The sequence below is a fragment of the Shewanella maritima genome (genome assembly GCF_043643735.1).
GTDB lineage: Bacteria > Pseudomonadota > Gammaproteobacteria > Enterobacterales > Shewanellaceae > Shewanella > Shewanella maritima_A.
The window spans coordinates 26,483-50,773 of record NZ_JBHZSM010000006.1 but is presented as its reverse complement, the minus strand read 5'-3'; the positions used below and the strand labels follow the sequence as shown (position 1 = coordinate 50,773).

Here is a 24,291-nt window from a genome sequence, read left to right as displayed (position 1 = left end):
CTTAGTTATTCATTAACGATGAAGGCAATGGTAAACCTTTGCAGTGGAGTATGACAATCAAAGAGAGGCTTTAACACGAATCTTGTCTACTAAAGCCTGAATAATTTTTGTGAAAATCTAGCATGGTTACGTCAACCATCTTTGACGCTTACCAGTGAGTAATTCCTCTAATGGGGTCGGTTTATTAATGGCGTATCCTTGACCATAATCGACACCTAACGCTTTTAATCGCCTGCCGATTTCTTCACTTTCAACAAACTCAGCAATGACCTGAAAATCCATATCTTTACCCAACTGACAGATAGCCTTCACAATAGCTTCATCACTTTTGTCCTGACAAAGATTGACTACAAATTGGCCATCAATTTTGACAAAATCAACGTCTAAGCTTTTCAAATAAGCAAAACTAGAGAAGCCTGCGCCAAAATCATCTAGCGCTAATTTACATCCTAATGGTCGTAATAGCTCTATGAGGGCTGCAGCTTGCTGTAATTGACTCACCGCGGCTGTTTCGGTGATTTCGAAACACAGTTTATCAACCAATTCAGGCTCAACCATTAAACGCATTTCAAGCCATCCCATAAACTTTTGATCAGCTAAAGAAATGGCAGATAAGTTAATCGATACCATCGACAACTCATTCCAAACGTGCAAATTCTCACCACCCCAACGTAATAAATTATCAATCACCCAACGGTCTACACGGGATGCCAAATTATAACGTTCAGCAGCAGGTAAAAAGACGCCAGGTGAGACATAATTGCCTTCCTCTTGCACCATACGCAACAACACTTCTAAATGCAGACCATCCTCTGCCATTTCAAGCGGCTCAATAATCTGATAAAAAAGCTCAAATTTGTTGTTCGCTAACGCACCAGTAATGTCTACAGAAGCAGCCATTTGGTTATAAAGTATGTGGGTTTGGGGATCATCAGGGCTGAAGTAATGCCACCGGTTACGGCCTTCTTCTTTAGCGACTCGGCAAGCGGCATCAGCTTGGCTCATTACATCATAAATATCGGTAGCGTTGCGATCAAATGTAGCAATACCAATACTGGCACTGACATTGTGTTTGACCTTATTCCACATGAACTCATGATCAAATAATTGATGACATATCCGTTTAGCCACTTGCTTGGCTGACTCTTCATCGGCGTAATACATTAATAAGCCAAATTCATCGCCGCCTAACCGTGCAACAATATCCCCTTTTCTAAGTAACTGCTTCAAGCGCTTAGACACTTCTTGCAGTAACTGATCACCAGCCTGGTGGCCACTTAAATCATTAATCACCTGAAATTGATCTAAATCTAGGAAGGCAACACAAGCAGGAATATCGTCTTTATCATTAAGCAGCTCTTCCAACATGCTTTCAAACTGTAAACGGTTAGGTAGGCCAGTTAGTGCATCATGATTGGAATGGAATGATAATTCATCAGCTAATCGATATCGCTCAGAGATATCTTCAACCATCAACAATAATTGCTTTTGGCTATTTAATGCTTGGCAAAAACTGAGTTTATACCAATGCTGCTGGATGCTGGTACGCAATGGGATTTCACAATATGCCTGGCGTAGCACTCCTGTACGAACGATATGTAAAGTATCGGTTAGTAGTGAATGATCTTCTAACTGCAATATAGAAAATAGACTTTGACCAACTAACAAAGGCAAACTATTTTCTGCTACTTGGTTTTGCATCACGACGCAGTTATCTGTGTCAATTAAGGCGCACGCCATAGGTAGCTGCTGGAACAGCTCTTGATATTGCTTTTCTTTGCTATCAAGTAGCGAAGAAACACGCTGTAATTCTTTGGAAGATGCCACCTGAAATGCCATATCTTCCAAAATAAAATGACGGCAAGCTAAGGTGTTTCCTTGCTCTTGTGTACTTTGCAACATGTGAGAAAAATATAACGTACCGACCATAACCGTGACATTGCCCACTGTGATTGCAGGACTTATTTCAACATGCTGACAACTGGATAGTTGCGACAATGCAAAGGGCAGCCGCTGTAGAATAACTTGTACTTGAGGATCGTCATGTTCAGCCCCAAAATCTTCAATATTCAACTCAAGGTTTAAGCGACTATCTAATAGCGCATCCATTAAGGCTTGATCTTCAGTGACTGCCTGAGTAAACCCAGCTTGCTGCGAACGCTCATCGATAAAGCGACTGGCAACCTGCTTCTTAGCGGTATCGACGATATTGAGGCTAGGCGCAAATACGTTATTTTGTTGACTAGTTATAATAAATGCACCACCACAAGCTGAAGACTCACAAATATATTCCAGTGCATGATCCAATATGGATAACGTGGAAGTCTCTTCGCTATCAAAAGCGCCATCCTGAAGGACGCTTTTAAGTAGTTGTGGTGTGCTTATGAACATGTCGTTACTCAATCAAAATGCTAGGGAGTCGGTCCATTTATATTTTGCAGTTATTTTATTTGTTTTGGTACTGCGATGGCCGTGTAAAATTAATCATAGATGATAATTGCATTTATTAAAGTTGATAGCTATCTAAGCCAATCATTTTTATTAAAAAATTGACTGCTTTGTAATAATTTATATCCAAAGATAAATTTCAATCAAACTTAAGGACCATTATGGCATCGACAAAAGTACGATTATTCCTAGGGTTTGGCTTATCAAACAACGTTTGTGGACAACTCATTCAATTACAGCAATATATTCAGCAACACTGGCACACAACGCAGCGACATTTTAAGCCTTTAGCCGCCATCCATCCAGGTAACTTACACTTAACATTACGTTTTTTGGGTCAAGTTGAACAAGAGAAGGTAGTCTCGCTTTGCAATAGAATAGAGCAGCTGCAAAAACCGCGTTTTAGCTTACCAATGTCGAAAGTTGAACATTGGCCAACAGCAAATCTCATTTGCTTAACAGGCATAAAATCTGCCGAACTCGATATCATGCATCAAACACTACAACAGCTCATTGAGCCTTTGAAATTCTTCCAGCCAACGCAGCCATTTAGACCGCATATTAGTTTAATTAGAAATGTGAAAGATTTGGCTAAAGGTTTATCGAATGATGGTTTTCCAATGACATTAGCGCAACCAATTACTTTCACGCCAGACATGTTGACGCTCTACCAATCATCCGGAGAAAACTTATCAATTAAGCCTTGTTACCAAGCCTTAGCAAGTTGGCCGCTTGGGAAGCAAATTATTAACTAATTCACCTCCCAAGCACCGTTGCTCACTACTCTTGAAGCATTTGAGAAATAGTTAATACACCGTGTGCAGTCGCACCGGCTGACCACATAGCACCATGGTTATTTTCAAATGCAGCAGCTAAATCCATATGCAGCCAGTTCACATCATCTGACACAAAGCGCCATAAGAAGCCTGCAGCATTAGATGCGCCACCGGCTCCGCCACCTTTGACTGGGCGACTATTAGCGGTGTCAGCATAAGGAGATGGACACATGTCTTTATGCCACGGGTCTAGTGGTAGTGGCCACACGTGTTCAGCGACTTGTGATGCGCATCGCTGTGCCTTATTTAAGGTCTCAGCTTGAGGCGAGAAAATTGCATTGTAATTACTGCCCACAGCCATCATCGCTGCGCCCGTTAATGTCGCAGCATCAATCACCAACTTGGCACCAGATTCACACGCAGCTTGTAGACCATCAGCTAATACTAAACGCCCTTCAGCATCGGTATTTACCACTTCCACAGTCACGCCGTTTTTGTAAGTCAAGATATCACCTAACTTATATGCATGACCGCTAATCAGATTCTCTGCACAGCATAAGAACAACTTGACGCGTTTATTTAAACCAGACTTGATTGCTAAACCTAGCGCCCCTGTCACGGTTGCAGCACCGCCCATATCGCACTTCATGGTTAGCATGCCTTCAGAAGGCTTAATGCTATAACCACCTGAATCAAAAGTAATGCCTTTGCCTACTAGCGCGATAGCAACTTCTGCATTGTCATCACCTGTTGGATTATAATCCAGTTCCAGCATAGCTGGCGGACGCTCACTACCACGACCGACAGCGTGAATACCTACCCATTTATGCTCAAGTAACGCTTGACCTTCGATAATGTTATACGTAACAGCATCACCGCCAATTGCCTTCAACCAATCTGCCGCGCGTGTTGCAAGGTTCATTGGTGAAACATTTTCTGGTGTATCATTGGTAAGCGCCTTAGCAAAAGATGCAGCGTCAAACTGGTTGGTCAATAGTTGCTTATCTGCTTCACTGCCTGTCCATTGAATCTCAAAAGCTGGCTTAGCTGTCGCGAAACCTTGTGCAAAAGCCCATTGAGAATGCACATCCCATACATCGCCAATCAGCGTTACTTGGTTAATGCCTTGAGAGCGTAATTTGCGCGCCGCAGACTGAACTTGGCGAAGCGGCTGCGCCACACCTAAGTGAATGTTTGCTTGCTCACCACTGAAACTAATATCTGATGCTCCCCATGGGCCACTAATCGCCTCATGAGTTAATGTCACCTTCATAAATGCCATGGTATTTTCCTTGTGAAAGCTAAATGCCAAACTGATGCTGGCTTATTATAATTTCGTATTATTAGGGGGAACCCACTGTTCAATTTGAGTAAATAATAATGCGATCTACATTTTGGATGCTTAGTGTAGTCAGTTAACAGATCAACTACCAAGCAAAAAATTTGTTAACATCATGCCACTCTCTCTTATCTACTTGTAATTGATGAAACATTCACCAGCACTACAATCAGGTCGCCTCATTAAGCGATACAAACGATTTCTAACAGACATTGTCACTGATGGTGGCCAACACATTACTATCCACTGTCCAAATACAGGCTCTATGCGTAACTGTTTGTTTGAAGGTAATCGCGTTTGGTATTCGACGTCCGACAACCCTAAGCGCAAATACCCACATACCTTTGAATTGATGGAAGATAATCAAGGCCATTTAATTGGTATCAATACTGGTAATGCTAATGCCCTTGCTGAACAGGCAATCAATAATGGCACTATCGAAGAGTTACGCGACTATGAAAAACTGCAGCGAGAAGTAAAGTACGGTGATGAAAAAAGCCGCATAGACATCTTACTGACTAGCCAATTAAGACCAAAGTGTTATATTGAGGTTAAGAGCTGCACACTTCTTGAAGATGGCCAAGGTTACTTCCCTGATGCTGTTACCACTCGTGGGCAAAAACACCTAAGAGAATTAATGGCAATGGTGCAGCAAGGTCACCGCGCTGTATTATTGTTTGTGGTACAGCACGGTGGAATTTCAACCGTCAAAGCAGCAGCGCATATTGACCCACAGTACGCAGACTTACTCATGCAAGCGCTTGATAAGGGCGTAGAAGTACTGGCATATAAAGTCGAGATGTCAGTTGAAGGCGGGCAAATAACTCACCCATGTCAGTTTATTGTATAGATCATAAAACAATAAATTAGCTGTTAAAAAGTTTGCCACGCATATTAGATTCTGCTATAGATATCGGCCTTAAAATAAAGACGCCCTTAAAACGCAATTATTTACAGGAGATGCGTTATGCCTGAAGGCAATAAAAAACTTGGCGTACTCGCTATCGCTGGTGTGGAAGCTTACCAGGAAACCGCTGGTGAAGAGTATATGAATGATGGTCAGCTTGAGCATTTCAAGTTGATCTTAGAAGCATGGCGAAACCAGTTACGTGAAGAAGTCGACCGCACATTGAACCACATGCAAGATGAAGCGGCTAACTTCCCGGATCCTGTTGACCGTGCAGCTCAAGAAGAAGAGTTTAGCTTAGAGCTTCGTGCCCGTGACCGAGAACGTAAGCTGATCAAGAAAATTGAGAAAACGCTTCAAAAAATCGAAGATGACGATTTTGGCTATTGTGACTCTTGCGGCATTGAAATTGGTATTCGCCGCTTAGAAGCTCGCCCTACTGCTGACCAATGTATCGACTGCAAAACACTCGCAGAGATCAAAGAAAAGCAAATGGCGGGTTAATCCAGCTAATCAGGGGTGAGCTTGCTCACCCTTTTTTATTTTCTGACAAGTAAAGCCAATATGTCAGCTTACATCGGTCGTTTCGCACCATCCCCCTCAGGTCCACTTCATTTTGGTTCATTGATTGCTGCACTTGGCAGTTATTTAAGAGCACATTCACTTAACGGCCAATGGTTGGTCAGAATGGAAGATCTCGACCCTCCAAGAGAGGTTGCAGGCGCCAGTGATAATATCCTGCGCACACTCGACGCTTTTGGCCTGCATTGGCACGGCAGTGTGCTTTATCAAAGCCAGCGCCATGATGCATACCAATCATGTATTAATGATTTACTTAGTCATCAACAAGCCTATTATTGCCAGTGCACTCGCAAACAGGTGCAAGCAATGGGAGGCATTTATAATGGCCATTGCAAATCATTAACACCGTTGAACCAAGAAGGCGCTGTACGCGTATGTAATGTGGCACAAGTGGCACAATTTACTGATGTAGTTATGGGACAAGTGAGTGTTGATACCGCCTTTGCCAGTGAAGACTTCATCATCAAGCGTCGAGATGGACTCTATGCCTATCAATTGGCGGTAGTGCTAGATGATGCTTTTCAGGGGATCACTGAAGTTGTCAGAGGCAGTGATTTGCTGACATCAAGTTGCCGGCAACTTAGCTTGTTCAATCAGCTCAACTTGCCACATCCAAGTTGGTTACACTTACCTGTAGCCTGTTTAGAGCCGGGATTTAAGCTGTCTAAACAAAACCATGCACAAGCAATTAATGATAAAGCACCACAAGCGAGTATTAATGCAGCGCTGCAATTTTTAGGGCAATCTCAAGTTGATATTGATGACGTTGATACCATGTTGGCTCAAGCTGTATCACAGTTCGATATTAATTTGGTGCCAAAACAAGCTGAAATATTGATTTAAGCCCATTGTGAAACTCGCATATTAACTGCGTTGGGTATATCATAGCCGCCAGATTTTTAATCAATCCAATTTTGTAATACGAGGTGTGTTATTTTTCGCCGCATTAGCCAATTCTGCAAGCAGCTTTTTGACAATAATCAAACAGCCCCAGAAGAAATATTGCCTGAAGCAGATGAATCAGGCCTGACAATCGTTCCACGCGATAGTCACGATATTTCACGCCGACAAATCAGTGAAAATGCATTGAAAGTGTTATATCGCCTAAGTAAGTCAGGTTATAAAGCATACCTGGTTGGCGGTGGTGTGCGTGACATTTTATTGGGTCTAGAACCTAAAGACTTCGATATCGTAACCAATGCAACACCTGAAGAAATCAAACGCCTATTTAGAAATAGTCGTTTAGTAGGACGCAGATTTAGATTAGCACACATAGTGTTTGGTCGTGATGTCATTGAGGTTGCCACCTTTAGAGGTCATCACGACAACAAGAGTGATAAAATTTCTAAATCCAATGCTGAAGGCCGATTACTCAGAGACAATGTTTACGGCACAATTGATGAAGATGCCGAACGCCGTGACTTTTCCGTCAATGCGCTTTACTACGATATCAGCGACTTTTCTATCCACAGTTACAGTGGCGGTATCCAAGATCTTCGCGCCCGTACCATTCGCTTAATTGGCGACCCAGAAACTCGTTACCGTGAAGACCCTGTTCGCATGATACGAGCAGTGCGCTTTGCCACCAAACTAGATATGCAAATTGAGCCTCGTACTGCAGATCCAATCCCTGCATTAGCGCCATTGCTGAGTGATATCCCCGCCGCACGCATGTATGAAGAAGTACTTAAGCTGTTCTTCTCTGGCAAAGCAAAAGCTAATTACGACATGATGCAAGACTTTGGTTTATTTGCACCGCTTTTCCCTCAGGTGCAGCAGTTACTGAACGAAGCACCAAACGGCACTATGTCAAAAATGCTTAAAGCCATTATGGACAGCACGGATAGACGAGTCATCCAAGACAAACCTGTCACCCCTGCTTTTTTCTATGCGGCGATGCTGTGGTACCCATTAAAACAACGTGCTGATGATATTGCCGTTGAAAGTGGATTGAACACATATGATGCGCACGTGGCTGCTATGGGTGATGTCATGGAACAACAATGCCGAACCATCAGCATTCCAAGACGATTTAGCACACCAGCGAAGGATGTTTGGTTATTACAGTTACGTTTAGAGCGCAGCCAAAATACCCGAGCATTTAAACTACTAGAAAATGCTAAGTTCAGAGCAGCTTATGACTTACTGCTATTGCGCGGTGAAGCAGAAGGCGGCACGCCAGCTAAGAATGCACAATGGTGGACTGACTTTATTAACGCTGATGAACAAGGCCGCTCAGAAATTGCAAAGAAAAGCCGTGTAGGTAATTCGCGTAACCGAAACGCCAATCAGCGTAAACGTCGCAGAAAGCCTGCCAGTAAAAAGCCTGCTAGTGAGTAACCATGCTTACCCGTTGCTACATCGCACTCGGAGCTAATCTCAACAGCCCCGAAAAACAATTAGATAAAGCTGTCACAGCATTAACAGCACTGGCTGAAAATGGACAAGTGACAGTGTCATCTTACTATCGCTCAGTACCGATGGGCGATGTGATTCAACCTGATTACGTTAATGCTGTTGCTTACTTTGAAACAGCATTAACGCCTATCGAACTGCTCGATGCACTTCAACAAATAGAGCAGCAACAGGGCCGAGAACGCCTAGTGCGCTGGGGCCCTCGAACCCTAGATTTAGATGTGTTGCTTTATGGTCAACAAACCATTATTACCGACAGGTTAATCGTGCCGCACTACGGGATGAAACAACGTAGCTTTGTACTTATCCCTCTTGAACAAATTTCACCAGAGTTAGTGTTACCCTGCGGCAGAGCAATCCAACAATTGATTAGTGCAACAATGCGAGATGAGTTAGAAAAAATTAGTTAGACTATTTAACCTAACTCGGCAACACGGTAAGCTCTGCCAATATCTTTTCATGTTCATTCATTAGTCCGTAAGAGTTCAGATATGTCAAAAGTTACCAGTTCAACCTTGATTAAATTCAAGCAAGAAGGAAAAAAAATCACAGCATTAACCGCCTATGACGCGAGTTTTGCCGGCGCATTTGACAGTGAAGGCATTGATGTATTGTTAGTCGGTGACTCAATGGGCATGGTATTACAAGGACACAGCGATACACTGCCAGTAACTGTGGATGATATTGCTTATCATACAGCTTGTGTAAGGCGCGGTATCGAACGAACACTACTGATTGCTGACATGCCATTTATGAGTTATGCCACCCCAGAGCAAACATTAACCAACGCAACAAAGCTAATGCAAGCTGGTGCGAGCATGGTCAAAGTAGAAGGTGGAGATTGGTTACTTGAAAGCGTGAAAATGCTGACTGAACGAGGCATTCCTGTTTGTGCACATTTAGGACTCACTCCGCAATCTGTTCATGTGTTTGGTGGCTTTAAAGTACAGGGTCGTGACAGCGACAATGCAAAGCGTATCATTAATGAAGCCAAAGCAATGCAAGCTGCCGGTGCGCAACTGCTAGTACTAGAGTGTATTCCTGCAGCGTTAGCCAAAACAATTTCACAAGCGTTAACGATTCCAGTAATTGGTATTGGTGCGGGTAAAGACACTGACGGCCAAATTCTAGTCATGCACGATGTGCTGGGCATATCCAGCGGTTATATTCCACGTTTTTCAAAGAACTACTTAAAACAAACTGGTGAAATTCGCTCGGCAGTGAAGGCCTATATTGAAGAAGTTGAACAAGGCTTATTTCCTGGTGACGAACACACGTTTAACTAAGCTCAATATACAAAGATTAAGCAGCACGTTTACTTGGCTAAAATAATCAGCAGCAAGAACGCAGCGACGAACATTACATAAGAACAAACATAGGCAAGCGGCATGAAAACGACGGCACTCATCAAAGATATACGTACCCAAGTCACGCAATGGAAGCGCGAGGGAAAACGTGTTGCGTTTGTGCCGACCATGGGTAATCTTCACCAAGGTCACATCACGTTAGTTGAGCAAGCAAAGCAGTACGCTGATCATATTGTGGTGTCTATTTTCGTTAACCCAATGCAGTTTGGTCAAAATGAAGACTTTGATGGTTACCCTCGTACTTATGAGCGGGATAGCCAAAAGCTCATCGCCGCGGGTGCAGATCTGTTATTTATGCCTACGCCTGACATCATTTATCCGAAAGGGTTAGCACAACAAACCTATGTTGAAGTCCCTGAATTTGGCGATGAGCTGTGCGGCGCAAGTAGACCTGGGCATTTCAAAGGCGTCGCCACCATTGTTAATAAACTATTCAATATTGTTCAGCCAGATGTCGCATTATTTGGACGTAAAGACTTTCAGCAATTGCTCGTCATCAAAACCATGGTTGAAGACCTATCTTTGCCCATTGAAATCATCGGCGTAGAAACCATTAGGGAAGCTTCAGGCCTTGCTATGAGTTCTCGCAATGGCTACTTAACTGAAGGTGAGAAACACCGCGCAGCTAGCCTTAAACAAGCAATGGATCAAATAGCAAGCGATATTCAGCAAGGCATCCCTATTGAACAAGCAATATCAGCCGCATCACAATACATCACCCAAGTTGGATTTAGGGTAGATTATATTGAAGTACGCAGTGCTAAAACACTCGCTAAAGCCCAGCCCAGTGATAGTGAACTAGTGATTGTCGCAGCAGCCTATTTAGGTAAAGCAAGGTTAATCGACAATCAATGCTTTAACCGTTAATTCTTTCGCTAATTACCTTGAAAAACATTCACTTTGTAACACTATGCAACAGGAAACAGCGTAACCACATAAAAATTAATGACATTTAGCGTCAAATGTCAAAAATCAGTTGTTAAAAAACTGGTTTTATCTGTAAAATTGAACCATAGTGATTAACAATTCCTCTCGGAAATGCTTGGATCACATAAGTTTATCGACGCTAAATGGAATACTCCTACACTTTTAATGCGGTAAAACTGTGATACCCCTCGAGATAGGTGCATTATAGCTTTACAAAAGGATCTGTGGCCGCATGGCAAAAAGACTGTTCATATTCATGCTACTCGCTATCCCCTGCTCAGCTCAGGCGGATACGAATACGATATACAAATGCATGCAAAATGATAAGGTTGTATTTAGCCATACTGTTTGTCCTGAAGAGTTTCGTCAGCACAAAATTGAGTACGATCTTGGGATCACCACAGAAACCGACTCTGACAAAAAAACCATTAAAAACGATCCGTTAAAAGCACTACTCAAAAAACAAACCATCTCAAAAGAAAAACTACTGCAGCTACTTAATGCAGAAATATATCGTCTACAACAAGAAAATAGCTATTACGATATTTTGAGAGCAAGTGAATTACAGAAACTTGATCGCAAGCACTACTGGCAATCAGGCAATAAAGACGATCCAAGCTACGGCATTGAATTAGCAGAAATCAATAAGCGTTATGATGACTTAATGAATAATAATCTCAGTGTGATTCAACTTCTTAATCAACATAAAATGAAAATTACCTCTGATACACCAGCCGACTTATTTATGAGTCAGTAAACGGCTTCATCAAATACCAAAAAGGCGCTTAACGCGCCTTTTTCTGTTCTTGGGCTAAACCGGTATTTAATCAGGCTTAAATACCCCAATCATATCACCACTCGATTGCTGCTTAACCTGGTTATCCGTTTGCTGTTCACGATAATCACAATCAGTGCATTCAACCGTTTCTATTCCATTGTCCATAAATAACACAATGCTATCTTGGGCGGCACATTTCGGGCATTTAGCCCCTGCCACAAAGCGTTTTTTAATTTTTGACATCCACAGCTCATTGTTTGCATTCTTGTTTGGTGACATTTTGCCATGGATGACCATTGTACGTCCCACCTTAGTGGGAAAAAATGCTGAATTCAGGTATGATCGCGCCACTTATTTTGTACACCTCAAGTTGCTATTCATGATCAACATCAGCCAAGCCCAACTAATTCGCGGCAGTAAGACATTACTCGACGAAGCCACACTCACTGTTTACCCAGGACACAAAGTGGGCCTTGTGGGTGCAAACGGTACCGGTAAATCGTCGTTGCTCGCATTGATCATGGGGAATTTACAATTAGATAAAGGTGAGTTCGGCCTACCTTCAGGCTGGCAAATTGCTGCGGTAGCACAAGAAACGCCAGCATTAGAAACCAGCGCCATTGAATATGTCATCGATGGTGATGCCGAGTACCGCCAACTTGAGACACAATTGGCCAAGGCTCAGCAACAAGACGATGGCAATGCCATTGCAACCATACACGGTAAAATTGATGCCATAGGTGGTTACAGTATTCATGCTCGTGCAGGCGCACTTTTAGCGGGCCTTGGTTTTAATGAGGCAGAGCAAACTAATCCGGTAAAAAGCTTCTCTGGTGGTTGGCGCATGCGCTTAAACCTTGCACAAGCGCTGCTGTGCCGCTCAGATTTATTATTACTCGATGAACCCACTAACCACCTAGACTTAGACACCACATATTGGTTAGAAAGTTGGATTAAGACCTATCAAGGTACGTTAATCCTCATCAGTCATGACCGAGACTTTATCGATGGTATTGTCGATGAAATTGTCCATGTAGAGCATCAAAAGCTAAACTTCTATAAAGGCAATTACACCTCATTTGAACGTATTCGTGCTGAGCGAATGGCGCAGCAACAAGTCGCTTATGAACGCCAGCAAAAAGAACGCGCGCATATGCAATCATTTGTTGATCGCTTTCGTTATAAAGCCAGTAAAGCCAAACAAGCTCAAAGCCGACTAAAGGCGCTAGAAAAAATGGCTGAGTTAATGCCATCTCACGCACAAAGCCCTTTCCAAATGGCATTTAAAGCACCTGATGCCTTACCCAATCCACTCGTTGCGATGGAAAAAGTGGCTGTGGGTTACGGCGATATTACTATTTTAAATAAAGTTCAGCTAAATCTGGTACCCGGTGCTCGTATTGGCCTTTTAGGACGTAATGGTGCGGGTAAATCCACCTTAATAAAGTTACTAGCAGGACAGTTAAATGCCAGCTCAGGGGTTTACCAACCAAACCCAGGCCTCAACATTGGTTACTTTGCCCAGCATCAAATTGAATTCTTACACCTTGATGAAACGCCAATGCAGCACTTATCTCGCCTCGCACCCAATGCTAGAGAGCAAGAGCTTAGAAACTTCCTTGGGGGCTTTGGTTTTGATGGAGACATGGCCTTATCAGCTGTTAAACCATTCTCAGGCGGTGAGAAAGCACGCCTTGTATTAGCATTGCTGGTTTGGCAACGTCCCAACTTATTGTTACTCGATGAACCGACTAACCATCTAGACTTAGAAATGCGCCATGCATTAACCGTGGCATTGCAGACCTTTGAAGGTGCCATGGTAATTGTGTCCCATGACCGTCATTTACTCAGGTTGAGTTGTAGCGATTATTACCTAGTTGATAGCGGGAATGTCAGCCCCTTTAATGGTGATTTAGATGATTACCATCAATGGTTATTAGATGCAGCTAAAGCCCAGCAAGCGGCTGATGCACCTCAAAAAGCCAGTGCACCACAAGTTGATAAGAAACAGCAAAAGAGGCTACAAGCCGAACTTCGGCAAAAACTGTCGCCTTTTAGAAAACGTCAGGCCAAACTCGAAACTGAGCAACAAAAGTGGTCCAGTCGATTAGCAGAGTTAGAGAATTTGCTCGCCGATACAAGCTTGTATGATGCAGAAAACAAAACCACACTTAAGCAAGTGTTAGACGAACGCACCCAGCTGACACAATCAATGGAAGAAAGTGAGATGGACTGGTTAACCATCCAAGAAGAAATTGAACAGATTGAACAAGCCATGGAAGCTGAATAAACCATGAGTTTGTCTGGGCAGGTATTATCACGATTATTACCACAGTGGCATGATGCAATTTGGCAACTGTGCGAGCACACATACCTGCAACAGCCGTCGTTTTATGTTGACCAGCAAGATAACCACCAGCTAAATGTGAATTTGTTATTGCTAGCCCAATGTCTTGATAACGCCGACATTGAACTAAGCCAAGCTCAATGGCATAGCCTGATTGATGCTATTTCAAATTGGGATAAACAAGTTTTGAAACCTTATCGCCAAGCGCGACGACAGGCAAAAAAGCAGTTGGGCAAGCCACAATACCAGCAAATGCTGACTGTAGAATTAACCCTTGAGCATCAATGCCAAAGGTTAATCACACTACAACTGGATAAATTGCTCACGCCAGACGAGCATGAGCAATTACGAGAGTTCAGCATTAACACCAATCAGTTAGACCAAGCCAAGCACCTAGCTAAGAGCCAACATAATTTGCAGGCATATCTAGCGTGCTATCAGCTTGCTGCTGAAGATTTAACACGCTAGTTCCCTCAGCAATACATTTTTGTGATGAGAGTATTAAACCTCGGAATGAGTATGCCTTGGTAAGCTTAATGATAATAGCGCGGCCATCACCACAAATATTGCAGATACCCATAAACAAACCACCAAGCCATAACTGCCAAATAACCAGCCAGACAAAACGGTACCGATAAGACGACCCATAGCATTGGCCATATAATAAAAGCCGACATCTAACGACACGCCATCACCGTCAGCATAACTGACGATCAGATAACTATGTAATGAAGAGTTAATGGCAAACACCACACCAAACAGCATCAAACCACCAATCAGCGCCGTCTCTATCGCGACTTCATAGGAAAGCGATAATGCGATTAACGCGGGAATACCAGCCAGAAGCGCAGCCCAGATAAACGCTGCTTTACCATCAGGCACTTTACCTTGCTTCTTACCGGTAAAATGAGGCGCAAAACTTTGTACTATGCCGTATCCAATCACCCATAAGGCCATAAAGCCACCGACATACCAATGATCCCAATCAAACTGACTTGCAAGGAACACAGGTAGAGCCACCACAAACCAGACATCTCTCGCGCCGAACAGGAACATTCTTGCCCCTGATAAATAGTTGATAGCACGACTTTTAGAAAACAGCTGAGAAAACTTAGGCTTAGTTGTTGCCTTACCTAAATCCTGCTTTAACAAAACAAGGCTTAACACCCATACCAAAGCCAATGCGACCGCCATGATTAAAATAGCGAGCTGGAATCCAAAGCAGGTTAACAGCACACCACCTAAAAAGAAGCCAACCCCTTTTAAGGTATTTTTAGAACCAGTAAGAATAGCGACCCATTGGTATAACTTACCTTGGGCATCATCTGGCACAAGCAGCTTAATGCTGCTCTTGGCACTCATTTTATTGAGATCTTTAGCAATACCCGATAACGCCTGGGCTATCATCACCCACACAATGGTTAACCAGCTTGTCGGCACCAGTAACATCGCTAAGGCAAACACTTGCAGACCTAAGCCAATATTCATGGTGCGGTTGAGGCCGATCTTGGCCCCTAAATATCCGCCAACTAAGTTAGTAACAACACCAAAGAGCTCATAAAAAAAAAACAGCATTGCAATCGATAATGGGTCAAACCCAAGCTGATGAAAGTACAACACCACCAGCATGCGCAGTGCACCATCTGTTAAGGTAAACGCCCAGTAATTACCGGTTACCACTAAATATTGTTTTACGGCACTCGGTAGTGCCTGTAACTTAGCTAGCATTGACATCATTATTTATCCAACAAAGCAACCTTGCGCATTAACTCTGCTGTGCGGTTTGCATAACCCCACTCATTGTCATACCAAACATAAAGCTTCACTTGAGTATCGTTAACCACCATAGTCGACATGGCGTCAATGATGGCTGAGCGTGGGTCGGTGCGATAATCAATCGACACTAGCGGACGAGTTTCAAAACCAAGAATACCGTTAAGCTCATTATCTGCAGCATCTTGCAATAAAGCATTAATCTCTTCAACCGTGGTGGGTTTGTTCATTTCAAACACACAGTCTGTGATAGAAGCATTTAGTAACGGTACGCGAATAGCATGACCATTTAAGCGACCTTTTAGCTCAGGGAAGATGTGTGTAATTGCCGTTGCTGAGCCTGTGGTCGTTGGGATTAAACTCATTGAACAAGCGCGAGCACGGCGCAAATCTTTATGCGGCGCATCGATAATCGTCTGAGTATTGGTGATGTCATGAATCGTCGTCATTGAGCCATGCTTAATCCCCAACTTTTCGTGGAGTACTTTAACCACTGGCGCTAGGCAGTTGGTGGTACAAGATGCTGCGGTCACAATTGGGTGTTGCTGTGGGTCATAAAGGTCGTCATTTACCCCCATTACCACATTCAACACACCTTCTTCTTTCACCGGCGCCGTTACTACAACACGCTTAACACCTTGATCAAGATATGATTGTAAAATAGCTTTGGTTTTCATTTTACCTGAAGCTTCAATCACAACATCACATTCAGACCAATCTGTGTCAGCAATGGCTTTATTGGCAGTACAACAAATACGATGACCATTGATATTAATCGTATTATTTTCTGCTGTGGCTTCATGCTGCCAAGTGCCGTGTACAGAATCAAAGTTCAATAAATGCGCTAAGGTTGCTGCATCACCTGCAGGGTCATTAATTTGAATAAATTCGACGTCCTGCCAGTCAAATGCGGCACGCAAACTTAAACGCCCCATACGGCCAAAACCATTAATACCTACTTTAATCGTCATTAGGGTTTCCTCTTAGTTCAACCTGATTATTTGCAGCAACTATTCAATCGCTGTGGTCTGTCACCCATCTTTGCTAGGCGATCATAACTGTTTGATAAATAAGTTTGGTTATTAGTCAAACTCGTCGTTAATACCTGTTTCATCCATTGAGGTAACTCAGCTGATAATTCATAAAACACCCACTGTCCTTGCCTACGGTCTTGCAACACGCCGGTTTTGCGTAGCTGAGCGAGGTGTCTCGAAATTTTAGGTTGGCTTTCCTGAAGTGCCTCCATTAACTCGCACACACACAGCTCATTTTCCTGAGTAATAAGTAAAATACACTTCAGCCTCGTGTCATCCGCAAGTGCTTTATAAAAATCAATCGCTGTCAGCATAGTGACTCCATCAAAATGCCTATTTGAATTAACGATACGGTTTGAAACTGGTACCTATCAATAGGCTGGGCTAATATATGCGCAAAAGTATATATGAAATATCATATATGTAAAGTGACAGTTTGATGACAGATGTGCTCATCATGCAGTAATCTCCAGTCTTAACGAAAAAGGCCACATGTGGGTATAGGCATGGGTATGGATTTGAGAGATTTTATTTTATATTTGACCAATAATTTCACTCATATTATGAATTAGCTGGGCGAGTGAATAATATGAATTGAGACTGAATACTACTAGATGTTGCTCTAAACCTTAGGGCATCGATTAACATCACAGCTAAAGAAAGGAACATAGTCATAAGATTTATAAAGATGTGGATTTGGATTATGTACCTTGTACTTACTTTATAAGCTGACGAGCAATATAACTAATGCCTACCGCGCAAGCGAAAAAGTGCTTACTTACTCATATCATCCCAGCTAATCCAGAGTTCCTTGCGATCAATAGGCGTTTTTTCAGGTAATACTGGGTTTCCAACATCCAATATTACCCGCTTAGCAATTGCTGCTCGCTCAATATAGTCTGCATAATATAGCTTTAGCATGCTGGCCAACTCCCCTTGTTGCACCATAAGCTCCAGCCCTTGGCTTAACCTTTGATGTAAACGAGGTTGGTTAGGGGAAACAAACACATAAAAAGGTGCAGGAATATATAGGGCAAGGTTAGGCTCTACTGTTAGCCCAGTTAACTGCTGCTCACGTAACTCAAGCTCTTCGTAAATCTCATGGATACCACGTGGCACATAGTCAAACCGTTGCCTATCTAGCATGGTAAAAATAGACTCATAACTATAAGAATTCACCACATGATAACCAAGGTTTGTCATTGTTTCCCAAGTTGACCAATGGCGTAGTAGCCCTACTTTTTTTTGTTTAAGCTGTTTGACTGTAGTAATTTTTGCAAATTCTACCAACTGCTCTTTATGGGTCAGTAGTAAGCGATAACTCAATATGCCCCGACGTAATGGAATACGGACAGGCAGCGCTGAGCGCTCCCACTCATTATTGGTCACAGCCATCGCAGTGTTAATGACATCTCCTTCAACAATGAGCTGTCTAAGTCGTGTACTGGGGATCCTTTGTTCAACCGTTTGGATACTGTATTCACCAAATTCAGGTTTGGTTAGCTCCATTGCCCGGCGTAATACGGTAAAGTTATACTGAGCCCGAAGGTCATTAATCTTGCGAGCTTTAACAATTTTAATGGTATCTTTGACGGGGTTTTCACTTGCCCATGCCATAGCGTAGCTGGCAATAGCCACTACTGTGAGCAGAATAATAATTCGAAAAAGTTTATTAGCACCCCCCGTGAAAACCACTATAGCCTAGCCCTTCAACAAGTTTGGTTGAATTTTAGACCAAAACCACGTTAATACAAACCGTTAGACTTTGAGCCTTCGAGCTAACTCAGTAGCATTACGAGCAACTATGCCATAAATGGATAGTTGAGGATTAGCCCCTAAACTAGTCGGGAACATAGAGCCATCAAATACAGATAAATTTTCCAGATAATGGGAATTACCATAGCTATCAATCATTGATTGAGATTTATCTTCCCCCATAGGACAACCACCCATCACATGCGCTGAAGCCACAATGGTTTTCAATAAAGCCAGATCCATATTTTCAATCGTTTGCTTCGCCTGCTGCCATGATGATTGAAATACTAAGCCGTCATTCATCGGCAACACTTGCTTTGCACCAGCCGCAAACTGCAATTCAGCCATAGAAAGGTAGGCATTTCGCGCAGTATTCCAGAACGTATCAGTCAATGGGTAATCTAAGTTAAAGCCATTGTCAGTCAAATGTACTTGGCCACCCATGGTATCAGGGTTAAAGCCATCCCTCACAAGCGCAACAAGCACTTGAATACGATTAAAATTCTCCATCAATTGTGCATGACTTTCCCCATAGCCAATGGTTTTCGATGCAATCAACACAGGATGAACTGGCGCAGACTCCAGCTTATAGCCCATCTTGTTAGGGTCGCCTTGTGGCCATACAAACTGATCTGAGTAAATAGACTGTGGCGCACCATTGTGCCCATTGACTTGTTCATCAAATAAAGCGCCAGATAATAATGAAGGATGCAGAAATGTTCTACCAAGCAATTGGTATGGATCGGGAGTTTGAGCCCGCATTAAAATACTTGGAGTGTGGATCGCACCAGCACTCAACACATAATGTTTTGCATGAAAGTGGATCTTAGTTGTGAGCGGTTTGCCTAATTGAGTTTGAGCAATGGCTGTGAGCCCTGACACCTTGTTATCATCATGCTGTAAATCAATTACTTTAGCTTGGGAAACCAGCGTAGCACCCTGCTCAAGTGCACTTGGAATGGTGGTCACTAACATAGATTGCTTAGCATTAACTGGGCACCCCATGCCACAATATCCTGTATTCCAGCAACCACTGACATTACGCTTAATAACAGTGTATTCCCAACCTAGCGCTTCACAACCTTGTTTCAACACAGCATTGTTCTTATTCGGCTCGTATGTCCATTCGCTAATGTTGAGTCTTTGTTCCATTTTCTCAAACCAAGGTTTGAGTTCATCACCGGACAAGCCTTGGACTGACTTCTTCGCCGCCCAATACGCTAATGTTGGTTCAGGAGTACGGATTGAAGTAGTCCAATTGATGGTTGTTGAGCCACCGACACTGCGCCCTTGAAAAATCCCTATGCCTTTATCTGCCGTTTTCATCGCTGCAGCTTGTTGGTATAGGTTTGGATACGCCGTACGTTCTTCCATATCGAAATGGCTAGAAGACTTTAATGCGCCGCCTTCAACCATAATCACAGAAAGTCCAGCTTGGGTTAATATTTCCGCAGCGGTCCCACCACCGGCCCCCGTACCAACAATAACAACATCGGCTTCTAAGTGAGTATCAGTGACTAACGTACTTGCATTAATATGCTTCCAACCTGACGCTAAACCAACTTTTATAGGATCTGAAATGGCCAACAAAAACTCCTTATACTCTGCTTAAGACGCCAGATAAATACAATGAACCAACAAAAAGTATGTTGATAATTCGGGGAGATTACTCGGCGTTTACAATAAAGTTAGGCTTAGCATATTGCATCCGAGCCCAGTGCTCAGGACAAGAATAATAGCTCGCCATAATGACTTCCCTTAGACCGACATAAGCACTTTGCAATAACGCAGTATAATGATTACGCCAAGACTCAAGCATATCGATAAGCTCATCAGGTTGCTTTAACAAAACGGGCGTCATGCTGCCCGATAGGAACAATAAATAAAAACGTGATTCCATTTTTTGTAAAAGATCTTCCAATTCTTCTTGTTGCGTTTCTGGGAGCGCTGAAATAGTTGCCCCTATGGCATCTAAGGTTCGATTAATCGCTTGTTCACGATGACTTGAAATTTGTGGTAACGCACCATCAAGTAGCACAGGAATGAGCGCGGCAAATAAAAGACGATGTTCACTATTTTGTTCAGTGTCTTGCTCAGAACTTTCAAAGGAAGATGGTATCAGCTGCACACCAAGCGCAAGTGCTGCAGTGCCAACAAAAGCGCCTGTCAGTAAGGTGCGTCTTTTCATCTTCCCCCCCAAAAAACGCTAACATGTTGTTAGTTTGTTGAATATGTTAAAGTAGCTTACACCTTCATTTAAACATACGTTTAAACTTTTACCAACACCGGCATTTATAGCTCAGTATGAAAACTGCATTTTCACCGCCTTGGTGGGCGTTAAACCCACATATTCAAACCATATTACCCGTGCTCACAAAAGTGACTCAGCCAAGAACACGCAGGCAAAGACAAGAAATGCCTGATGGTGATTTTATTGACTTAGATTGGCAAGGTACGCCGCTAGACGGTCAAGCAATAATGGTGATAATTCACGGCTTAGAAGGCAGTGCAAGCAGTCACTATGCAAGACGTATGCTTAATGCAGCCAAAGAGGCTGGTATTTGTGCTGTGGTGCATCACCACCGTGGCTGTTCAGGTGAACCAAATAGACTGACGCGCAGCTATCATAGTGGTGATATTGAAGATGTCGCCTTTACGTTAGAACAGCTTCATCAGCATTATCCTAATTCACCACTTTATGCAGTGGGTTACAGCTTAGGCGGTAACGTACTGGCTAAATATCAGGGTACTTATCAAGATTGCAGTCGATTGACTCGCGCAGTTGTCGTTTCAGCACCTTTAGCACTAGGCGCGTGCGCAAAACGTCTTGAGGGGGGATTTTCCACTGTGTATCAACGCTACCTCATCAAACAGCTGCAGCAAAAAATGCAAGATAAATTAGACACACCATCAATGGTAGCCAGCATGCCTATTGCACAAGAGCAATTGGCGCAACTCAACACTTTCTACTTATTTGATGATCAAATTACCGCCCCATTACACGGCTTTAAAGGAGCTCAAGACTATTACCAAAGAGCAAGTGGTATTGGGTATTTGCAACATATTACCGTGCCAACACTCATTATTCATGCCAAAGACGATCCCTTTATGACTGATGATGTTATCCCAACACAGGAGCAGCTATCCGAACAAGTGGAATATGAGCTGCATCATCGTGGTGGGCATGTCGGCTTTATTAATGGTGGTTCCCCATGGAATCCAAGGTATTATATTGAGCAACGTGTATTAGACTTTTTCAATATTTCAGGTGATTCGTGATAGTACCTTTTGATGCTTTACTTAATTTACCCCAAGAAACTTTTGAGCAAATGATCAAGGAGCATCTGATTACGCAAGTGGAAGATGGTGGTTTTGATCAAGCCAGTAAAGCGCAATTAATCCAAGCAATAGCACTATGTAAACAGAAACTAAAATCAGGTGAATTAGTCGTCGAATTCAGTGAAGAAGATGAAACGATTGCTATCAAAGCGAAAGACCAACTGTTGTAATCGTTGCTTGGAAGAGCAAAGTTCATACAAAGCTGAACTTTCGCTAATGCGAGATGTATCTTTTAGTCTGTCTTTGCGCTGTCACTTATGTGAGGTAATTTGACCTAACAGACTAGATTACCGTATAACTATTGCTCTAAATAAAAACAACAACATCACTTTAACCCTCTTTAACATTAGGCGGAAAGCATGTCAGCCAAACACCCTATTATTGCTGTAACAGGTTCTTCAGGTGCAGGTACAACGACAACCACCACTGCATTTACCCATATTTTCAGACAACTAGGGATCAATGCAGCTTTTGTTGAGGGCGACAGTTTTCACAACTTTACTCGGGCAGAAATGGAAGTATTGATCCGCAAAGCCCAGTCTGAAAACCAGAATATTAGCTACTTTGGCCCCGAAGCCAATAATTTCGTCAAGCTTGAAGAATGTTTTGCTAGCTATGCAAGTACTGGTAATGGCCAAACCCGAAGTTACTTGCACACATTTGATGAAGCAGTGCCTTTCAATCAAATGCCTGGCACATTTACCTTATGGCGCGATCTACCACCTAATACTGACATGTTGTATTACGAAGGTCTGCATGGTGGTGTTGTGACTGATGAAGCGAATGTGGCCCAGCATGTGGACTTACTGATTGGCATGGTGCCAATCGTCAATTTAGAGTGGATCCAAAAAATCATTCGCGATACCAAAGATCGCGGTCATAGTCGCGAAAAAGTCATGGGGTCAATTGTTCGCAGTATGGATGATTATATTCAACACATGACGCCACAATTTTCGCGCACTCATATTAACTTTCAACGTGTACCAACAGTTGATACCTCGAACCCTTTTAGTGCTAAAGATATTCCTAGCTTAGATGAGAGCTTTGTCGTGATCCGTTTTCGTGGGATTAAAAATGTAGACTTTCAATACTACCTCAACATGATCCAAGGCTCATTCATGTCTCGAGTGAATACACTTGTTGTGCCTGGTGGTAAAATGTCATTAGCAATGGAATTGATTTTAACACCATTAATCAAAGCGTTAATGGATAAGCGACTTGAGCTGCAAAAGCTAGATGATCTTGAACAAGGTTAAGTTTGATTTAAGTATCCATCGCTAAAATAGCGCCCATCGGAATTTCAAAGAAATAACGATAGTTGATGTACTCGGGTATCGATTCCCCCATCTGTTTTGTTGGTATCATGAGTACATCGACGCACCTTAACCTTCTTGTCGATCATCTGCGTTCGCGAGTCTCATTAAATACTCACTTTAGAAACCTACCAACTTTTTCTCTATTAAAATCTTAATTAAGTAGAGGGATAATTTCTCGGTAAGCTTGCTGGTTACGGTATTGCTCTAATCGCAATTGAAATTCATCTAGGTTGGCAATGTCTTGGCTTTGCTCTAACGCATCAATGGCTTTTAGCTGCGTATCCACAGCGAGAGAAAAGTCCCCTATTTCAGCATAGGCAGCGGCCAAGTTATCTAACATGGTTGGGTCATTTTGATTAGACTCTAATAAGCGCAACGATAAATCCAACGCCTTACTTCCATCTCGGTACTCAGCTTCTGGGCAGGTAGCCAGAATCCAAGCAACATTACCCAATGAGATATCATCACCCACTGCAGTAAATTGTTCCATGGCCTTACCACAGTTACGCTCAACACCGTTACCGCCTGCAGAATATATAAAGCCTAATCGAAAGTTAGCCCACTTGTTGCCTGTTTCAGCTAACAGTTGGTACCAGTGCTCGGCGACAGCCAAATCTTGGTCAAACAATTTACCTTCATAGGTTAAATCAGCCAAGGCCTGTTGCGCTTTAGCATGTTGCAAGTTGGCGGCTTTTTCTAACCACAGTCGGCCAGTTTCAATATCTTTGTCTACATATCGCCCAGCAAGGTTCATTAGCCCAAATAGGTATTGTGCATCTTTGTCACCTTGAGCCGCACGATATTGAATACCTAGGACCTTACTTGCTATAGCAGTTTGTTCAGTTTGCGGAATAGAAAACGATTGAACCTGAGCGCTTATAGTAAACACTGATACTAAGAGGAAACCTCGAGTGAATCGAGAAAACATAGACAAATTCAAACCTAACCTCACACGACAATACATCAACTGAAAATGCTTATCAGTAACACTAATCAACTCATAAGGGTAACGCAATAAAAAACACCCACTAACAGCATAATTATCCGTGACATATGCGGTAAAATACACATTTTTATTGACCTCGCTCGCAAATAAGACAAAATAACTCAAATGCTTAGCAAGTTATAATAAAATATGCGCTCGAAATTATTCGATCTGTATCAATGTTTTGTGATTGCCTCTTGCGT

The 24,291-nt window shown here is 42.7% G+C and carries 24 protein-coding genes; 14 read left to right on the top strand and 10 right to left on the bottom strand.

The window, feature by feature from the left end; genetic code table 11:
- Positions 1-126 precede the first annotated feature (126 nt).
- Positions 127-2,391 (bottom strand): putative bifunctional diguanylate cyclase/phosphodiesterase, encoded by a 2,265-nt coding sequence (locus tag ACHUGF_RS08660; protein ID WP_394130440.1) that lies wholly within the window; start codon positions 2,389-2,391, stop codon positions 127-129.
- A 218-nt stretch (positions 2,392-2,609) separates the two neighbouring features.
- Between ACHUGF_RS08660 and thpR the strand changes: the two genes are divergently transcribed.
- A complete protein-coding gene (gene thpR / locus ACHUGF_RS08655; RefSeq protein ID WP_394130438.1) occupies positions 2,610-3,203 on the top strand; it encodes an RNA 2',3'-cyclic phosphodiesterase in 594 nt (197 codons plus the stop codon).
- A gap of 25 nt (positions 3,204-3,228) precedes the next feature.
- On the opposite strand, the gene pepB is transcribed toward thpR, so the two are convergent.
- Positions 3,229-4,506: an aminopeptidase PepB gene (gene pepB / locus ACHUGF_RS08650; RefSeq protein ID WP_394130436.1), complete on the bottom strand. Its 1,278-nt coding sequence runs from the start codon at positions 4,504-4,506 to the stop codon at positions 3,229-3,231.
- A gap of 202 nt (positions 4,507-4,708) precedes the next feature.
- Between pepB and sfsA the strand changes: the two genes are divergently transcribed.
- The 8 genes from sfsA (at position 4,709) to ACHUGF_RS08610 (ending at position 11,518) form a co-directional block, all read left to right on the top strand.
- Entirely contained in the window at positions 4,709-5,413 is a 705-nt protein-coding gene (sfsA, locus tag ACHUGF_RS08645; RefSeq protein WP_394130434.1) for a DNA/RNA nuclease SfsA, read from the top strand.
- Between the two features lie 117 nt (positions 5,414-5,530).
- Positions 5,531-5,974 carry an RNA polymerase-binding protein DksA gene (gene dksA, locus ACHUGF_RS08640; RefSeq protein ID WP_394130432.1) on the top strand — a complete coding sequence of 148 codons (444 nt, stop codon included), beginning with the start codon at positions 5,531-5,533 and terminating at the stop codon, positions 5,972-5,974.
- 60 nt (positions 5,975-6,034) lie between these two features.
- On the top strand, positions 6,035-6,895 hold the full coding sequence (gene gluQRS, locus ACHUGF_RS08635; protein ID WP_394130430.1) for a tRNA glutamyl-Q(34) synthetase GluQRS: 861 nt from the start codon (positions 6,035-6,037) through the stop codon (positions 6,893-6,895).
- Between the two features lie 159 nt (positions 6,896-7,054).
- Complete coding sequence (pcnB, locus tag ACHUGF_RS08630) at positions 7,055-8,392, top strand: polynucleotide adenylyltransferase PcnB (protein WP_394130428.1); 1,338 nt, start codon at positions 7,055-7,057, stop codon at positions 8,390-8,392.
- Between the two features lie 2 nt (positions 8,393-8,394).
- A complete protein-coding gene (folK, locus tag ACHUGF_RS08625) occupies positions 8,395-8,877 on the top strand; it encodes a 2-amino-4-hydroxy-6-hydroxymethyldihydropteridine diphosphokinase (RefSeq protein WP_394130426.1) in 483 nt (160 codons plus the stop codon).
- A gap of 81 nt (positions 8,878-8,958) precedes the next feature.
- The gene (panB, locus tag ACHUGF_RS08620) at positions 8,959-9,753 is read left to right on the top strand and encodes a 3-methyl-2-oxobutanoate hydroxymethyltransferase (RefSeq protein ID WP_394130424.1); all 795 of its coding nucleotides are present in this window, start codon (positions 8,959-8,961) and stop codon (positions 9,751-9,753) included.
- Between the two features lie 102 nt (positions 9,754-9,855).
- A complete protein-coding gene (gene panC / locus ACHUGF_RS08615) occupies positions 9,856-10,701 on the top strand; it encodes a pantoate--beta-alanine ligase (protein WP_394130422.1) in 846 nt (281 codons plus the stop codon).
- Between the two features lie 292 nt (positions 10,702-10,993).
- Positions 10,994-11,518: a DUF4124 domain-containing protein gene (locus tag ACHUGF_RS08610; protein ID WP_394130421.1), complete on the top strand. Its 525-nt coding sequence runs from the start codon at positions 10,994-10,996 to the stop codon at positions 11,516-11,518.
- A gap of 66 nt (positions 11,519-11,584) precedes the next feature.
- On the opposite strand, the gene ACHUGF_RS08605 is transcribed toward ACHUGF_RS08610, so the two are convergent.
- Entirely contained in the window at positions 11,585-11,782 is a 198-nt protein-coding gene (locus tag ACHUGF_RS08605; protein ID WP_394130419.1) for a YheV family putative zinc ribbon protein, read from the bottom strand.
- Between the two features lie 136 nt (positions 11,783-11,918).
- On the opposite strand from ACHUGF_RS08605, the gene ACHUGF_RS08600 reads away from it, so the two are divergent.
- Positions 11,919-13,829: an ABC transporter ATP-binding protein gene (locus tag ACHUGF_RS08600; protein ID WP_394130417.1), complete on the top strand. Its 1,911-nt coding sequence runs from the start codon at positions 11,919-11,921 to the stop codon at positions 13,827-13,829.
- A 3-nt stretch (positions 13,830-13,832) separates the two neighbouring features.
- Entirely contained in the window at positions 13,833-14,354 is a 522-nt protein-coding gene (locus ACHUGF_RS08595) for a DUF2390 domain-containing protein (RefSeq protein ID WP_394130416.1), read from the top strand.
- A 33-nt stretch (positions 14,355-14,387) separates the two neighbouring features.
- On the opposite strand, the gene arsJ is transcribed toward ACHUGF_RS08595, so the two are convergent.
- From arsJ to ACHUGF_RS08565, 6 genes are all read right to left on the bottom strand, one after another.
- Positions 14,388-15,614, bottom strand: coding sequence for an organoarsenical effux MFS transporter ArsJ (arsJ, locus tag ACHUGF_RS08590; RefSeq protein WP_394130628.1), 1,227 nt, complete (start codon positions 15,612-15,614; stop codon positions 14,388-14,390).
- Between the two features lie 8 nt (positions 15,615-15,622).
- The gene (locus ACHUGF_RS08585; RefSeq protein WP_394130414.1) at positions 15,623-16,630 is read right to left on the bottom strand and encodes an ArsJ-associated glyceraldehyde-3-phosphate dehydrogenase; all 1,008 of its coding nucleotides are present in this window, start codon (positions 16,628-16,630) and stop codon (positions 15,623-15,625) included.
- A gap of 26 nt (positions 16,631-16,656) precedes the next feature.
- Complete coding sequence (locus tag ACHUGF_RS08580) at positions 16,657-17,007, bottom strand: metalloregulator ArsR/SmtB family transcription factor (RefSeq protein ID WP_394130412.1); 351 nt, start codon at positions 17,005-17,007, stop codon at positions 16,657-16,659.
- Between the two features lie 460 nt (positions 17,008-17,467).
- Positions 17,468-18,388 (bottom strand): hypothetical protein, encoded by a 921-nt coding sequence (locus ACHUGF_RS08575; protein WP_394130410.1) that lies wholly within the window; start codon positions 18,386-18,388, stop codon positions 17,468-17,470.
- A 63-nt stretch (positions 18,389-18,451) separates the two neighbouring features.
- Entirely contained in the window at positions 18,452-20,035 is a 1,584-nt protein-coding gene (locus tag ACHUGF_RS08570) for a GMC family oxidoreductase (protein ID WP_394130408.1), read from the bottom strand.
- 79 nt (positions 20,036-20,114) lie between these two features.
- Positions 20,115-20,636, bottom strand: coding sequence for a TAT leader-containing periplasmic protein (locus ACHUGF_RS08565; protein ID WP_394130405.1), 522 nt, complete (start codon positions 20,634-20,636; stop codon positions 20,115-20,117).
- Positions 20,637-20,752: 116 nt separating this feature from the next.
- Between ACHUGF_RS08565 and ACHUGF_RS08560 the strand changes: the two genes are divergently transcribed.
- The 3 genes from ACHUGF_RS08560 (at position 20,753) to ACHUGF_RS08550 (ending at position 23,043) form a co-directional block, all read left to right on the top strand.
- The gene (locus tag ACHUGF_RS08560; protein ID WP_394130404.1) at positions 20,753-21,727 is read left to right on the top strand and encodes a hydrolase; all 975 of its coding nucleotides are present in this window, start codon (positions 20,753-20,755) and stop codon (positions 21,725-21,727) included.
- Entirely contained in the window at positions 21,724-21,957 is a 234-nt protein-coding gene (locus tag ACHUGF_RS08555; RefSeq protein WP_394130402.1) for a YheU family protein, read from the top strand. The genes ACHUGF_RS08560 and ACHUGF_RS08555 overlap by 4 nt, the downstream gene beginning before the upstream one ends.
- A 189-nt stretch (positions 21,958-22,146) precedes the next feature.
- Positions 22,147-23,043, top strand: coding sequence for a phosphoribulokinase (locus ACHUGF_RS08550; RefSeq protein ID WP_394130400.1), 897 nt, complete (start codon positions 22,147-22,149; stop codon positions 23,041-23,043).
- Between the two features lie 211 nt (positions 23,044-23,254).
- Here the strand turns inward: ACHUGF_RS08550 and ACHUGF_RS08545 are convergent, their stop codons facing one another.
- Positions 23,255-24,031 (bottom strand): tetratricopeptide repeat protein, encoded by a 777-nt coding sequence (locus tag ACHUGF_RS08545; RefSeq protein WP_394130626.1) that lies wholly within the window; start codon positions 24,029-24,031, stop codon positions 23,255-23,257.
- Positions 24,032-24,291: the final 260 nt, after the last annotated feature.

Coding starts and splice junctions, on each gene's coding strand:
- ACHUGF_RS08660 (WP_394130440.1), bottom strand. CDS start 2,391: ATGTTCATAAGCACACCACAACTACTTAAAAGCGTCCTTCAGGATGGC.
- thpR (WP_394130438.1), top strand. CDS start 2,610: ATGGCATCGACAAAAGTACGATTATTCCTAGGGTTTGGCTTATCAAAC.
- pepB (WP_394130436.1), bottom strand. CDS start 4,506: ATGGCATTTATGAAGGTGACATTAACTCATGAGGCGATTAGTGGCCCA.
- sfsA (WP_394130434.1), top strand. CDS start 4,709: ATGAAACATTCACCAGCACTACAATCAGGTCGCCTCATTAAGCGATAC.
- dksA (WP_394130432.1), top strand. CDS start 5,531: ATGCCTGAAGGCAATAAAAAACTTGGCGTACTCGCTATCGCTGGTGTG.
- gluQRS (WP_394130430.1), top strand. CDS start 6,035: ATGTCAGCTTACATCGGTCGTTTCGCACCATCCCCCTCAGGTCCACTT.
- folK (WP_394130426.1), top strand. CDS start 8,395: ATGCTTACCCGTTGCTACATCGCACTCGGAGCTAATCTCAACAGCCCC.
- panB (WP_394130424.1), top strand. CDS start 8,959: ATGTCAAAAGTTACCAGTTCAACCTTGATTAAATTCAAGCAAGAAGGA.
- panC (WP_394130422.1), top strand. CDS start 9,856: ATGAAAACGACGGCACTCATCAAAGATATACGTACCCAAGTCACGCAA.
- ACHUGF_RS08610 (WP_394130421.1), top strand. CDS start 10,994: ATGGCAAAAAGACTGTTCATATTCATGCTACTCGCTATCCCCTGCTCA.
- ACHUGF_RS08605 (WP_394130419.1), bottom strand. CDS start 11,782: ATGTCAAAAATTAAAAAACGCTTTGTGGCAGGGGCTAAATGCCCGAAA.
- ACHUGF_RS08600 (WP_394130417.1), top strand. CDS start 11,919: ATGATCAACATCAGCCAAGCCCAACTAATTCGCGGCAGTAAGACATTA.
- ACHUGF_RS08595 (WP_394130416.1), top strand. CDS start 13,833: ATGAGTTTGTCTGGGCAGGTATTATCACGATTATTACCACAGTGGCAT.
- arsJ (WP_394130628.1), bottom strand. CDS start 15,614: ATGCTAGCTAAGTTACAGGCACTACCGAGTGCCGTAAAACAATATTTA.
- ACHUGF_RS08585 (WP_394130414.1), bottom strand. CDS start 16,630: ATGACGATTAAAGTAGGTATTAATGGTTTTGGCCGTATGGGGCGTTTA.
- ACHUGF_RS08580 (WP_394130412.1), bottom strand. CDS start 17,007: ATGCTGACAGCGATTGATTTTTATAAAGCACTTGCGGATGACACGAGG.
- ACHUGF_RS08565 (WP_394130405.1), bottom strand. CDS start 20,636: ATGAAAAGACGCACCTTACTGACAGGCGCTTTTGTTGGCACTGCAGCA.
- ACHUGF_RS08560 (WP_394130404.1), top strand. CDS start 20,753: ATGAAAACTGCATTTTCACCGCCTTGGTGGGCGTTAAACCCACATATT.
- ACHUGF_RS08550 (WP_394130400.1), top strand. CDS start 22,147: ATGTCAGCCAAACACCCTATTATTGCTGTAACAGGTTCTTCAGGTGCA.
- ACHUGF_RS08545 (WP_394130626.1), bottom strand. CDS start 24,031: ATGTTTTCTCGATTCACTCGAGGTTTCCTCTTAGTATCAGTGTTTACT.